Source organism: Geoglobus sp. (assembly GCF_054018175.1).
Map to the genome: position 1 here is coordinate 1 of NZ_JBPLZQ010000107.1, position 12,399 is coordinate 12,399.

General features: G+C 52.5%; 15 protein-coding genes and 1 pseudogene. 15 read left to right on the top strand and 1 reads right to left on the bottom strand.

All coding sequences use genetic code 11. From position 1 onward, the window contains the following. Positions 1–845, bottom strand: an 845-nt coding sequence (locus ACXJJC_RS08310; RefSeq protein ID WP_456370929.1) for a TIGR00269 family protein, incomplete at its 3' end; no start/stop codon positions are given. A 37-nt stretch (positions 846–882) separates the two neighbouring features. Here ACXJJC_RS08310 and ACXJJC_RS08315 point away from each other — a divergent pair. The 15 genes and pseudogenes from ACXJJC_RS08315 to ACXJJC_RS08380 form a co-directional block, all read left to right on the top strand. Then, entirely contained in the window at positions 883–1,740 is an 858-nt protein-coding gene (locus ACXJJC_RS08315; protein WP_456370930.1) for a serine/threonine-protein kinase RIO2, read from the top strand. Continuing rightward, positions 1,737–3,620, top strand: a complete 1,884-nt coding sequence (locus ACXJJC_RS08320) for a DUF460 domain-containing protein (RefSeq protein ID WP_456370932.1) — start codon at positions 1,737–1,739, stop codon at positions 3,618–3,620. Before ACXJJC_RS08315 ends, ACXJJC_RS08320 begins: the two co-directional genes overlap by 4 nt. Positions 3,621–3,658: 38 nt before the next feature. Continuing rightward, positions 3,659–4,291 carry a PrsW family intramembrane metalloprotease gene (locus tag ACXJJC_RS08325; protein ID WP_456370934.1) on the top strand — a complete coding sequence of 211 codons (633 nt, stop codon included), beginning with the start codon at positions 3,659–3,661 and terminating at the stop codon, positions 4,289–4,291. A gap of 25 nt (positions 4,292–4,316) precedes the next feature. Continuing rightward, positions 4,317–4,550 (top strand): Lrp/AsnC ligand binding domain-containing protein, encoded by a 234-nt coding sequence (locus ACXJJC_RS08330; RefSeq protein WP_456370936.1) that lies wholly within the window; start codon positions 4,317–4,319, stop codon positions 4,548–4,550. Positions 4,551–4,552: 2 nt separating this feature from the next. Further along, positions 4,553–5,212, top strand: a complete 660-nt coding sequence (locus ACXJJC_RS08335; protein WP_456370938.1) for a DUF5612 domain-containing protein — start codon at positions 4,553–4,555, stop codon at positions 5,210–5,212. 95 nt (positions 5,213–5,307) lie between these two features. Next, on the top strand, positions 5,308–7,269 hold the full coding sequence (locus tag ACXJJC_RS08340) for an FAD-dependent oxidoreductase (RefSeq protein WP_456370939.1): 1,962 nt from the start codon (positions 5,308–5,310) through the stop codon (positions 7,267–7,269). Then, positions 7,266–7,763, top strand: coding sequence for a 4Fe-4S dicluster domain-containing protein (locus ACXJJC_RS08345; protein ID WP_456370941.1), 498 nt, complete (start codon positions 7,266–7,268; stop codon positions 7,761–7,763). Before ACXJJC_RS08340 ends, ACXJJC_RS08345 begins: the two co-directional genes overlap by 4 nt. Beyond that, on the top strand, positions 7,760–8,563 hold the full coding sequence (locus ACXJJC_RS08350; RefSeq protein ID WP_456370942.1) for a heterodisulfide reductase-related iron-sulfur binding cluster: 804 nt from the start codon (positions 7,760–7,762) through the stop codon (positions 8,561–8,563). Before ACXJJC_RS08345 ends, ACXJJC_RS08350 begins: the two co-directional genes overlap by 4 nt. After that, positions 8,560–8,946 (top strand): hydrogenase iron-sulfur subunit, encoded by a 387-nt coding sequence (locus ACXJJC_RS08355; protein WP_456370944.1) that lies wholly within the window; start codon positions 8,560–8,562, stop codon positions 8,944–8,946. The genes ACXJJC_RS08350 and ACXJJC_RS08355 overlap by 4 nt, the downstream gene beginning before the upstream one ends. Beyond that, positions 8,943–9,848, top strand: a complete 906-nt coding sequence (locus tag ACXJJC_RS08360) for an NADH-quinone oxidoreductase subunit B family protein (protein ID WP_456370946.1) — start codon at positions 8,943–8,945, stop codon at positions 9,846–9,848. The genes ACXJJC_RS08355 and ACXJJC_RS08360 overlap by 4 nt, the downstream gene beginning before the upstream one ends. A 53-nt stretch (positions 9,849–9,901) precedes the next feature. Then, positions 9,902–10,162: pseudogene (locus ACXJJC_RS09450) on the top strand (nickel-dependent hydrogenase large subunit); the annotation flags it as partial. A gap of 138 nt (positions 10,163–10,300) precedes the next feature. Then, on the top strand, positions 10,301–11,185 hold the full coding sequence (locus ACXJJC_RS08365) for a nickel-dependent hydrogenase large subunit (protein ID WP_503421147.1): 885 nt from the start codon (positions 10,301–10,303) through the stop codon (positions 11,183–11,185). Positions 11,186–11,189: 4 nt separating this feature from the next. Further along, positions 11,190–11,624 (top strand): hydrogenase maturation protease, encoded by a 435-nt coding sequence (locus tag ACXJJC_RS08370; protein ID WP_456370948.1) that lies wholly within the window; start codon positions 11,190–11,192, stop codon positions 11,622–11,624. Beyond that, the gene (locus ACXJJC_RS08375) at positions 11,621–11,908 is read left to right on the top strand and encodes a winged helix DNA-binding protein (protein WP_456370951.1); all 288 of its coding nucleotides are present in this window, start codon (positions 11,621–11,623) and stop codon (positions 11,906–11,908) included. Before ACXJJC_RS08370 ends, ACXJJC_RS08375 begins: the two co-directional genes overlap by 4 nt. 126 nt (positions 11,909–12,034) lie before the next feature. Beyond that, positions 12,035–12,399 (top strand): NADH-quinone oxidoreductase subunit B family protein (locus ACXJJC_RS08380; RefSeq protein ID WP_456370950.1); only part of this gene is annotated, 365 nt, incomplete at its 3' end.

A 12,399-nucleotide genomic window follows, 5' to 3' on the forward strand; every position in this document is an offset into this window, starting at 1 on the left:
CCGCAGATTTCACAGCTGTTCAGGTCTATCTGGGGGAACATTTCCCTGAGGCACGGGAGGAGTGTCTCGAAGCTCCTCATAACGGAGAACTTTCTTCCCGGGTACCTGTTCTCAAATTCGTACAGAAAGTCCCTCACGATTGCCCTGACGGGAGTTCTGCTGTAGGGGCACTCGTCAAGGGATACTGGCAGGCCATTTAGAATTGCGTAGGTGACGATCTCCTTCTCGTAGATCTCTCTGAGCGGCTTAATTCTGAGCACAAGCCCGTCCTGAACTCTCGATGGTACGAGCCTCGCGAGCCTTTCAATATCCGATTGCAGGAAATTCAGGAGAATCGTCTGCGTCTCGTCATCGAGATTGTGGCCCGTGGCGAGTTTTGTCGCACCAAGTTCTCTCGCGGTTTTGTTTAAAAGGTACTTCCTGAACACCCCGCAGTAGGCGCATGCGTTTCTCTGACCGATCCTCACCATTTCGTCCAGATCCATGCCAATATGCTCCCTGAACGTGACTGTGTGGTGCTCTATTCCGAGATCCCTGCAGACCCTCTCTGCAACCTTCACTGTTGGTGATCTGTACCCGGCTATGCCCTCATCAACGGTTACGGCGAAAAGCTCGATGTCGTTCCTGTCACCATAGAGCGTTTTCAGAACGTGCGCAAGGACTACGCTGTCCTTCCCGCCACTCATGGCAATCGCAATCTTCTCGTTTCTCCACACCATCCTGTACTTCCTGACACTCCTCTTTACCCTCTTCAGAAAATCCTCGATAAAGTGCTTCCTGCACAGATGCCTTCCAGAGTGGCGCTGGTAGTAAATGGCGTCTCTGTTACAGTGCGAACACTTCACGAAACTTGTTTAAACAAGCTTATGTTTAAATAGGTATGTGCAGGACATAGTCGAGGTTTACAGGGCCATTGACAGAAGGGATGAGTGCGTACTCAACGCAATTTTCGAAAACATGTGGGATTTCGAGTACGTGCCGGTTCACGTCTTCCTGAGAGAGTGCGGAATGTCCGAGGAAAAGATAGAGACCATTCTGAGAAGGCTTGCCGGAATGAGGATAGTCGAGAACAAGTACACCGAGTACCTCGGTTCCAGCTTCACCTTCAAGGGTCTCTCGGTGTACTCACTCAAGAGACTCGTCAGAAGGAACGTCATCAGCATGCTCGGGAAGATCATGGGAGAGGGCAAGGAGAGCGTGGTTTTCAACGCGATGTCTGAAAGACATGGTGAAGTGGTCGTGAAGTTCCACAGGGTGGGATATCCGAGCTTCAAGAAGGTCAAGGAGAAGAGAGATTACGGAACCCTTCACTACACAGTTCTCACGGTGAGATCGGCTAAAAGAGAGTTCCACGCTCTGAGAAGACTTTATGGTCACGTCAGCGTCCAGAAGCCGGTTGCGTGGGAGGGCAACGCGGTGGTCACTGAGCTCGTGGATGCAAGAGAGCTGAACAGGGTGAAGCTCGAGGACCCGGAGCATGTGCTGGAGATCATAATCGAAGAGGTCAGGAAGATGTACGAACGTGGAGTGGTTCACGGGGATCTGAGCCAGTTCAACATTCTCGTAAGCGAGGAGGGGCTGTGGATAATAGACTTCCCACAGTCTGTGGACGTTGGAGACGAGAACGCAGAGGATTACCTGAGAAGAGACGTGCACAACGTTCTGAGCTTCTTCGAGAGAACTTACAGGGTGAAAAAAGATTTAAATGAAGTTTTGAGATACGTTAAAGGAGAGGCATGAGGATATTCGGCGTTGACATACTGAGAGGATCTTCACGTTCGAGATCGGTTCCAAAGTATGCGCTCCACGTTATCGACGGGGATGATGAGTGGAGCAGGGCAGTTTCCAGAAACAGGTTTTTCAGATATGTGCGAGACCTCAGACCAGACTTCGTGGCCACCGACAACATATTCGAATTGTTCAGAGACAAAAGAGAGCTCATATCTTTTCTCAAGAGCATACCTCCGGAGACCAAATTCGTCCAGACCGCAGGAAAGGTGTCGCTGCCAAAACTTGCCAGGAGGTACGGAATAAGCGTAGACCCGAAGAATCCCTTCGACGAGGCGAGAGCATCTGCTCTTCTCGTGAAGTACGGCGTAGGAGAGATTGTCTCGGTTTTCACGGACAAAACGATCATCAAGGTCAGCAGAAACAGAAGCCTCGGCAAGGGTGGCTGGAGACAGAACAAGTACAGGAGAAAGGTACACAACTCAGTGAGGGCTGTTTACAGGGAGATAAAAAATATACTGGACGAAAGGGGTCTCGAGTACGCTGAGGAGGTAAGGGAGGGATACGGAGGAATAAGCAGGGGAGTGCTTGTGGTAAACGAGCCGAGGGACAGGGTGCCCATTAACTCATTCAGGACGAGAGATGTGCAGGTTACTGTTGAAGCTGTCGAGAAAGAGAAAGTCGAACTAATACCGATGAAAAAGCAGACGACGTACACAATCGTCGGAATAGACCCGGGAGCCACCGTTGGTGTTGCCGTGCTGGACCTTGACGGCAATGTGCTGGCTGTGAAGAGCAGGAAGGGGTGGAGTTACCACGAGGTCGTGGAGTTCATTCTGTCTCACGGAAAGCCCGTAGTTGTGGCCACAGACAGGAGGCTGCCCCCGGAGTACATATCAAAGATGAGAGCATCGTTCAACTGCATACTGCACTGTCCCAGAGAGGACATCCCGGTGGAGAAGAAGAAGGCGTTGACGGCCGGAAAGACCGTGTCCAACGACCATGAACGTGACGCTCTCGCATCTGCGATAGACGCGTACAACACCTACAGAAACAAGCTCAAGAACGTTGAGAAGAGAATTCCCGAAGGCTACGACTTCGACGAAATCAAGGCAGGCATAATAAGGGGTCTATCACTCAAGTCAATGCTGGAGAGAAAGGAAGTCGTCTCAAAGGAGAGTGAAAGGGAAGTTCCTGCCGCAAGCACTGAAGAAATAAGAAAGAGAGATAGAATAATCGCGGAGCTGAGGAAGGAGAACAGAACGCTCGAAGAGGAGGTCAGGAGACTCAAGAAAGAGATCGAAAGGCTGAAGGAAAAAATCTACTCGATCTCGAGTGAGGAGCACAGGAAGATACGCGAGAAGAATGTGGTGAAGTCACTCCAGTCCGAGATAAAGAGCCTCAGACGGGCGGTTTCTGAGAGGGACAGGAGGATAGCTGAGCTTGAAAGGAAGCTCGAAGAGATCCGGAAGCTGAAGTACCTCGAGTTCAGAGGGTGGAAATCGATAAAGGTTTTGAAAAAGTTCACCAAGGACGAGATAGAAAGAGTCGTGAGCACGGTTGGCATCGAAGAGGGAGACGTGATATTCATTTCAGACGTTGCCGGCGGTGGGAAGAACAGCGCAGAAACCCTCGTCCGCAGTGGTGTGAGGGCAATAATCGCAAGAGGAGAGATGTCTCACTACGCTCAGGAAGTTTTCGACGAGCACAGGGTGCCCATAATACCTGCAGACGAGCTGGAGATCAGGATGTACGACGAGTTCGCCCTCATAAAGGGAGACGTGCTTGAGGAGTGCATAGCGAGACACATGAAGGAAATGGAAAAGAGAAGCTTAGAGAGAATAGAGGAGCTCATCTTCGAGTACAGGAGCAGGCGAGCCGGAGAATTCTGACGGAAATGTTAAATATGGTCTGAAATGCTCTGAAGTTGATGCTCGACTACATAATACTGGCATATGCTCCGGCCCTGTTTATAATGTGGTACGTGTACAACAAGGATAAAATAGAGCCGGAGCCCAAAAGGTACGTCATCGCCACATTTCTCATTGCCTCGACACTCTCACCTCTAATAGCACTCGTCTTCGAGTCACCGTTCCCTGCGGGGATCGCATTTCTAATTGCACCGTTTGTGGAGGAACCGGCCAAGCTTCTTGCAGTTTACCTCCCCTACAGAAGGAGGCAGATGGACGGAATAATGGACGGTGTTGTTTACGGTGTATCTGCAGGCCTCGGCTTTGCGGCCTTCGAGAACCTCATGTACGGGATCACCTACGGGTCCGAGGTTGCGCTGATCAGGGCGTTTCTGACTCCGATAGCCCATGCAACATTCACGTCTCTATCAGGAGTGGGTTTGGGGTTGAAGTCAGAGGGCAAGACTACATCTGTGGTGCCCTACCTCATTCTCGCGATGTTTTTCCACCTGTGGTGGAACCTCTCGGCCCTCATGAGCCTCGCAACAATCGCGATGTTTGCGGCAAACACTGCCGTGCTGTACACACTAATCAGACTCGGGATGAGGGAGGACGTACAGAAAATCGAATACTACATCATGCGAAAGTTTTAATATTTTTCAGAGCAATTCCAGATGGATGGCTCTCGGATTCGTTCTGGTAAAGGTGATGCCCCGGAAAGAGAGAGACGTGTACGAGAAACTCATCAAACTTGACGAGGTCGAAGAGCTCTATCCCCTGTTCGGAGAGTACGACCTGATAGCCAAGATAACCGTCAACGACTTCGAGGAACTCAGCGAGGTCGTAGTTAAGAAGATCAGGTCCATTGACGGAGTGATAGAGACCAAAACACTTACGGGCGCGAAGTTCTGAATATGATAAGAGGACTTCAGATTATCGCGAAGAACCAGGTAGGTGTTCTCAGAGACATAACGTCGAAAATAGCGGAGCATGGTGGAAATATAACCTACGCACAGAGCTTCATAATCGAGCACGGGGAGAACAGGGGCAACGCGCTCATTTACTTGGAGATCGAGGGAGGGGACTTCGAGAGGATGCTCGATGAAATAAAAAGCTTTCCAACCGTTATCGACGTCTGCGAAGAAAAGCCATTCGAAAGGGTTTTCGGAAAGAGGATACTCATTTTTGGAGGTGGAGCACTGGTCTCCCAGGTGGCCCTCGGTGCGATAACGGAAGCTGACAGACACAACCTGAGAGGTGAGAGGATCAGTGTCGACACCATGCCGCTCGTAGGAGAGGAGGAGCTGGCAGATGCGGTCAGAGCTGTTGCGCGGCTCCACAGGGCAGAGGTCCTGATACTGGCAGGTGGACTCATGGGTGGAAGGGTTACAGAAGAGGTGAAGAAGCTGAGAAAAGCTGGAATACCCGTGATAAGTCTCAACATGTTCGGGTCGGTTCCAAAGGCAAGCGATCTCGTCGTCAGCGACCCGGTCATGGCGGGAACCCTTGCGGTTATGCACGCCTCAGAAAAGGCACAGTTTGAGATAGACAAGGTGCGGGGAAGAAGGATCTGACGATAAATAATATATCTCCGAAAGTGTATTTTCGCAAAGATATCTTTTTCCACTTCAACAATTTTTAAAAATGATTGAATACAGAGATAACAGCAATGGGAAAAGGCGTGTTCGTATGCCACTGCGGAAGCAACATCGCCGAAAGGGTCGATATCGAGTACCTCAAATCCAGACTGAGCGAACTCGACGATGTTGACTTTGTCGTTGATCACCTCTTTCTGTGCTCGCAGGATGCGAGGGAGCTGATAACCAGAATGGAAAAGGAAACCGAAATGCTCGTTCTCGCCTCCTGTTCACCTGACAACCACGAAACCTACTTCTCAGGGTTCATAGAAAAACCATTCGTAATAGTCAATCTGAGGGAGCAGTGTTCGTGGGTACACGACGACAGGGATTCGGCGACCAGGAAGGCAGAGTCGCTCATCATGGCCGGACTCAAAAAGGTCGAGTTCGTGAGCGCTCCGGAAATGCTGGCCTTCGAGGTTGAGAGAAGTGTGGCCGTTATAGGTGGTGGTATTGCCGGAATAACCGCGTCACTTGAACTCGCCAGGGCGGGCTTTAGAGTTTTTCTGATCGAAAAGGCACCGTCCATAGGCGGAAAACTCCTCAAATTCGACAAGATATTCCCTCTCAACGACTGTGCATCGTGCATAGTCTCGTCCCTCATATCGGAGGTGTCCTCGAATCCAAACATAGAGGTCATGGTCTACACGGAGGTTGAGGGCATCCGCGGGAATCCGGGCAGGTACAGGTTGAGGTTGAGGAGGAAACAGACCTACGTGGACTGGGACAGGTGCATAGGGTGCGGCAATTGCACAAACGTCTGCCCGGAGAGGGCGAGGACACCCGACGAGTTCAACGAGGGTTTGACGATGAGGGGAGCCATGTACATCTACTCTCCCTTCGCATATCCAAAGAAAGCCGTTCATGATCCGGAAACCTGCGTCAACTGTGGAAAGAAGAAGATCGGTACGACGAGGCGCTTGAGGAGTGGGAAAGAGTATCTGACTCCGTGCGAAAGAGCGTGTCCCACGGGAGCCATTGATAGGAGCAGAAACTGGAACCCGGAAGGGGAACTGGTGGAGATAGAGGTCGGAGCGGTGCTGCTGTCAGCAGGATTCAGGGTTATGGACAAGCACAGCTTCCCGGAGTTCAGGCCGGAGAGCGGGGACGTGATCACGGCAGTTCAGATGGAAAGACTGCTCTCACCCACTGGACCCACGAACGGGAAGGTGGTAGTCCCCTCAACAGGCGAGAAACCGAGACGCATTGCGTTCATCTCGTGTGTGGGAAGCAGGGACGTCAGATATCACACCCACTGCTCCAAGGTCTGCTGCATGTACATGCTGAAGCAGGCGAGGCTGATAAAGGAGAGACATCCCGAGATTGACGTTTACATTCACTACGTCGATATAAGGGCCCCTGGAAAAGACCTGGAGGAGTACTACACGATATCCCGCGAGCAGGGGATCAAAATCGTGAGGGGGAGGGTTGGGACGATCGAAGTGCTCAAAGACGGTGGACTCAGGGTCATAGGCTTCGACTCGGATACGGGAGATCCCGTTGAGTACATGGCAGACGTTGTCGTTCTCGCAACCGCCATAGAGGTCGGGGAGGACGTCAGAAAACTGGCCAAGACAATGGGACTCGATGTGGACTCTGCAGGCTTTGTGAAAGAGGACCATCCAAAGCTGAGGACGGTAGAGACAGAAAACGACGGTGTGTTTCTGGCAGGATGCGTCCAGGGACCAAAGGACGTGACTGAGACCGTCCTGCAGGCGAAGAGTGCTGCGATGGCCATCGCCAACTTCTTAGGGAAGGGATCGGTGGACGTGGAGATTGAGGTGAGCGTAAAGGAGGGCATGTGCACGCTCTGCGGGATATGCGTCTCCTCCTGTCCCTTCGAGGCGATATCCGTGGGGAGGGACAGCGTTGAGATCTCCCCACTGTCATGCAGGAACTGCGGAATCTGCTACTCATCCTGTCCGGCCGGGGCGATAGAGATGGCAGTTCACGGGAAGGCGATAGATAACGAGGTCAGAGGTCTGGTATCGTGAGGGTTCTGAACCTGAACGACAAGGACGTGAAGCTTATAGAAGAACTCGGAAAGGAAGGTGGAGACATAAAGAAATGCATACAGTGCGGTGCCTGCATGAGCATCTGCCCCGTGGCCATTTCAGGATTTGAGTTCCCGAACAAGAGGCTGTTCAAACTGATAATACTGGAGATGGGTCAGGAGGTTCTGCAGCACAAATCACCCTGGATATGCGTATCGTGCCACAGATGCGTGGACGTGTGTCCGAGAGATGTGAATGCCCACTCGATATACTTCGCCCTCAGAAGGCTCCAGTCGCGCCACTTCAGGAGCCCCAAGGTTTTCGAGGACTATGTCAGGAGGATATACCAGCACGGCTTCAACGTGGAAATCGTGGACGGCAGAAAGCGAGAGTCTATGGGCCTCCCTCCAGTTGAGATCGACCCCGAGAGTCTCGAGGAGGTGAGGGAGATAATGAGGGGAAGCAGGCTCCTCGAACTGGGAGTGATCAGATGAGGTTCGCTTTCTTTCCAGGATGCAGGGTTTCCTTTGACTACCCGGAAATTGAGGTGGCGGTTAGAAGGAGTCTTGAGCTTCTGGGAGCTGAGCTTGAAGACATCAGCGGCTTCTCGTGCTGTCCATCATACGACACGGTCCTGTCATTTGACAGGATCACATCCATAACCCTCACCGCGCGAAATCTGGCAATAGCTGAGGAAAGTGGCCTCGACATACTCACTCCCTGCTGTGAGTGCTACTCCGTCTTCCACTACGCCATGCACAAGCTCAGAGACAATGATCTCCTCAGCAGGGTCAACGGCACGTTAGTTAGGTTTGGAAAGGTTTACAGAAGGAGGGCGAGGGTGTACCACGTTCTCGACGCCTACAACAGCCTGCTGATGAAGAAGAGATCCGGCAGGGTTGAGAGGCTGGAAAAAGTTGCAGCCATACACACAGGCTGCCACCTCACATGGCCCAAGAAGTACATGAAGATCAGCTATTCAGACGTTCTCGTGGAGGTTCTCAGAAGGATAGGCGTTGAGGTCGTGGATTACAGCAGGAGCGACTACTTCTGCGGAAAAGGATCGCTGAGGGTCATGGATCCGGCAACGTCACTTGAGTTCGTTGAGAAAATTGTCAGGAGTGTGGCCGAGGAGACTGACGCCGAGATGATAGTCACTCCCTGTCCCGGATGCAGGGAGAGGCTCGAGAGCGGGCAGAAAAGGCTGTACGAGGAGGACAGAATCGAAAGAGTTTATCCCGTATACCACGTCTCGCAGGTTGTGCTGATGTCTCTGGAAGGTGGTGGTAAATGAGAATACTCGGTTTTGCGTGCCAGTGGTGTGCGTACAAGGCGATTGACCTCGCAGGCCAGATGAAGCTGTCGTATCCTGACTCGATCAGGATCGTCAGGGTTCCGTGCTCGGGCAGAGTGGATGCGGAAACCATACTCCACGCGTTCAAACTCGGATTCGACGGAGTCTTCGTTGCAGGTTGCCCGGAGAACGAGTGCCACTACAGGTGCGGAAACGTGTACGCGGAAAGGAAGGTGAAGCTGCTGAAATCGCTGCTGCACAGCATGAGCATAGAGCCGGGAAGACTGGAATTCGTTGGAATCTCGTCTTCCGACGCTGTCGGGTTCGTCAGCTTCGCAAGGAGGTTTCACGACAGGATTGAGGCGCTCGGAGAGAGGTGGTGAGTATCAGGCTCGCGTTTTGCCTCTCAACCGGATGCATGGGTTGCGAAATGTCCATCGTGGACGCACTTGCAGACATGTATGATGCTCTCAGCCAGCACGAGATCGTGTGGAGTTCACCACTTTTTGCAAGCTCCAAGTATGATGAGCTAGAGAGCATGGACGATGGGTACATAGACGTGACATTCATAGAAGGGGGTGTGAACAGCGATGAGACGGAAAGGATTGTGAGGCTGCTGAGAAAGAAGAGCAAAAAAGTTGTGGCCCTCGGGACATGCGCTGTCCACGGTGGGGTTCCTGCTCTTTCGGCATTCCACGAGGTTGACGAGATTCTCGAGGAGGTCTACGGTGAGATCATACCCGCTCGCCAGGACGTGGTGGAGGGAAAGTACAGGCTGTCCCTTCCAGCAATCGAAAGGCAGAGGAGGATCTCGGAGGTCATTCAGGTGGACCACTTCATACCGGGCTGTCCACCGAAGCCCGAAAAGCTGGCGAGCGTATTCAGAGATCTCGAAAATCTCGACGACCTCTGGATAACCTCGGGGAAGTCCGTGTGCTCGTTTTGCGAGCGGTCTCCTGCAAGGGAGGGGAGGGGGTTCAGAAAAATAGAGAAAATCAGAAGGGTGTCATGGGGTGTTCTCGACGTTGAGGGATGTTTCCTCGAGGACGGATACCTCTGCTTTGGCTTCGCAACCGCTGGAGATTGCGAAGCTGACTGTCCTAACTCATCCGTACCGTGCAGAGGGTGTTACGGACCGCTTCCAGACATTGGCGACTTCGGAGCCAAGGTGATAGACGGGCTCACACCCCTGCTCACAGGAGATAGTGCGGAGGACCTCCTTTCCCAGTACCCAGAACTGCCAAAGCTCATGTACCTTTACAGGGCCTCCAGCCTCAGGGAGTGAGTACCATGAGACGGGTCGAGATTAACCCGGTATCGAGGATATAGGGGCACGCCAAGGTGGTCGTGTTCGTGGATGAGCTCGGGAAGGTTGAGAGAACATTCTTCCAGACTACCGAGCTCAGGGGGTATGAAAAACTCGTGACGGGGCTCCCGGCAGAGGAGGTGCCGAGGGTCGTATCGACGATATGCGGAATCTGCAGAGCGGTCCACTTCACCGCATCGCTAAAAGCACTGGATCGCATATTCGGCGTCACACCCACGGAAACTGCTGAGAACATACGGAGAATCGTGCTGTACGCAAACGTGATAGAGGATCACGCCGCCTCGCTGCTCCTTCTTGCCCTTCCAGACCTCGTAGGCGAGAGGGACGTCTTCTCGTCATTCAACAGGATCGGCGTTGACGTCGCAAAGAACCTGATGAAGAGGAGGAGCTACGCGGTCAAGATAATAGAGATGCTGGCCGGCAGGTTTCTGCACCCCGTCGCGGCGGTGCCAGGGGGGTGGGCGAAGAGGCCAGATGGCAGAGAGCTGGAAAAGATCGAGAGGTTTTCCGGAGAGCTCATCCAGCTCGGAGTTGAGATCTTCGACCTTGTGAGGTCGCTGCTGCCGGAAGACGAGGGCTACGAGATCGACGACATGTTCTACCTCACAACAAAGAGAGACGGAGCGGAATTCTACGACGGAAATCAGGTGGTGCTGAACTGCGAGGGAGAGGAGGTGCTCAGCTTCGCAGAAGGCGATTACGAATCCCATGTGAGAGAGGTGGTGGAGAGACACTCGTACGCAAGGCTCGGGATGATTAGCAGAGATGGAGAGGCAAAAGCGGCAGTAACAGGCGTTCCGGCGAGGTTCCTTGCAGGATTCGACAGGCACGATGTCAGCAGGGAGATTTACAGGACCGTGCGGAAAAGTCTCAGGCCATGCCCGCTGAACCCCTTTGGGAACTACCTCCTGAGAGCTCTTGAGATAGTGTACTGCGCAGAAGAGATGAACAGCATCCTGAGAAATGGAGATTTCGGTGGAAGCATCGCTAACAGGGAATACAGGATGTCGAAGGAGGGCGTGGGAATTGTGGAGGCGCCGAGGGGCACACTTATCCACCACTACAGGACCGACGGCTCTGGAAAGGTCACGTTCGCGAGAATAATCACTCCGACGCAGTTCAACATTCCGGCAATCAACCGCCTGCTGAACGAAAGGTTGCGTGGTGTGGAGGTGAGTGGTGAAGCTCTCGACACGGCTGAAAAGATCATCAGAACCTTCGATCCGTGTATGGCATGCTCAACGCACTCACTGGACGGAAAGACGGGAATAAAGTTCGAGGTTGTCAGGAGGTAGGTGCTTGAATAAGAATGCAGTCCTTGGCATCGGAAACCCGCTCGACGGAAAGGACTCTATTGGACTCGCGGTTGCCGAGAAGCTCGCGCGGATTCTCAACTGGAAAGCCGTGTACACTCACACCGCGGGCCTCGAGGTCGTTGACATTCTGCTGCCCTTCGACAGAGTCATTGCGGTAGACACGGTCCTCGCCATTCCTGCCGGAGAGGTCGTGGTGTACACCCCTGACAGCCAGCCGGTTTCGGTTCAGGCGTCTCACGCCATCTCCATCCTGGACACGCTCACCGTAGGGAGAGCTCTGTATGGCCGGCAGTTCCCGAGATGTCTGGTCGCAGGCATAGGCCTGAGCGGCTCTGATGGGAGTAACATGAATGTAGATAAAATAGCAAAAAAAATAATATCGGCTGTTCAAGGTTACCGTGGCTGGTGGTTGAAATGACTCTGACCATGCTCGAAGGTGGGAGGCTGATCTTCAAGGAACGAGTCGTGCAGATACTGATGACAATATATGATGGCGAAAAAAGCGGTGAGGATGTGTACATACAGTACATAGCCGCCAAGATAAACAGCCCTCACAGCTACGTGTGGCTCGTCATTAAAAAGCTCGAGAAGCTCGGAATTGTGGAGACATCAAGTTCCGGCCGTACGAGGCTCATCCACCTGACTGAAAAGGGTCTCGAGCTGTGCGACTCGATACAGCACATTCTGCAGCTTCTTAGCTAATAAGCTACATGTATTTAGATTAATACATTTTAGAAATTGCACTAATATTAGTGCATTTAAAATTATGAAAAATATTTTAATAGGTAATGATCGTTAATTGCACAGACCTGAAGGAAGGTGATAATTGTGAGCGGGGTAAGCAGGAGAGACTTTTTGAAGGCTGCAGCGTTAACAGGGGCAAGCGCTTTTATCGCTGCAAACAAGGCTGAGGTTGTAAGGGCATTCGAGACGGCCAAGGAAAACGGAGTCAAGCTGGTCTGGCTGCAGGGACAGAGCTGTTCTGCATGCACAGTTTCACTTCTCCAGGCCAGCGACCCGGAGCTGTACGACGCGATAGAGGAGCTGAAGGTCAACATCGCATTCCACCAGACCATAATGCAGCCCTTTGGAGACCAGGCCATAGAGGTCCTTGAGAACATCGAGCCGGACGTTCTTGTGGTCGAGGGGGCAATACCCGTCGGAATGAAAGAGGCCTGCCTCCTCGGGGAGAG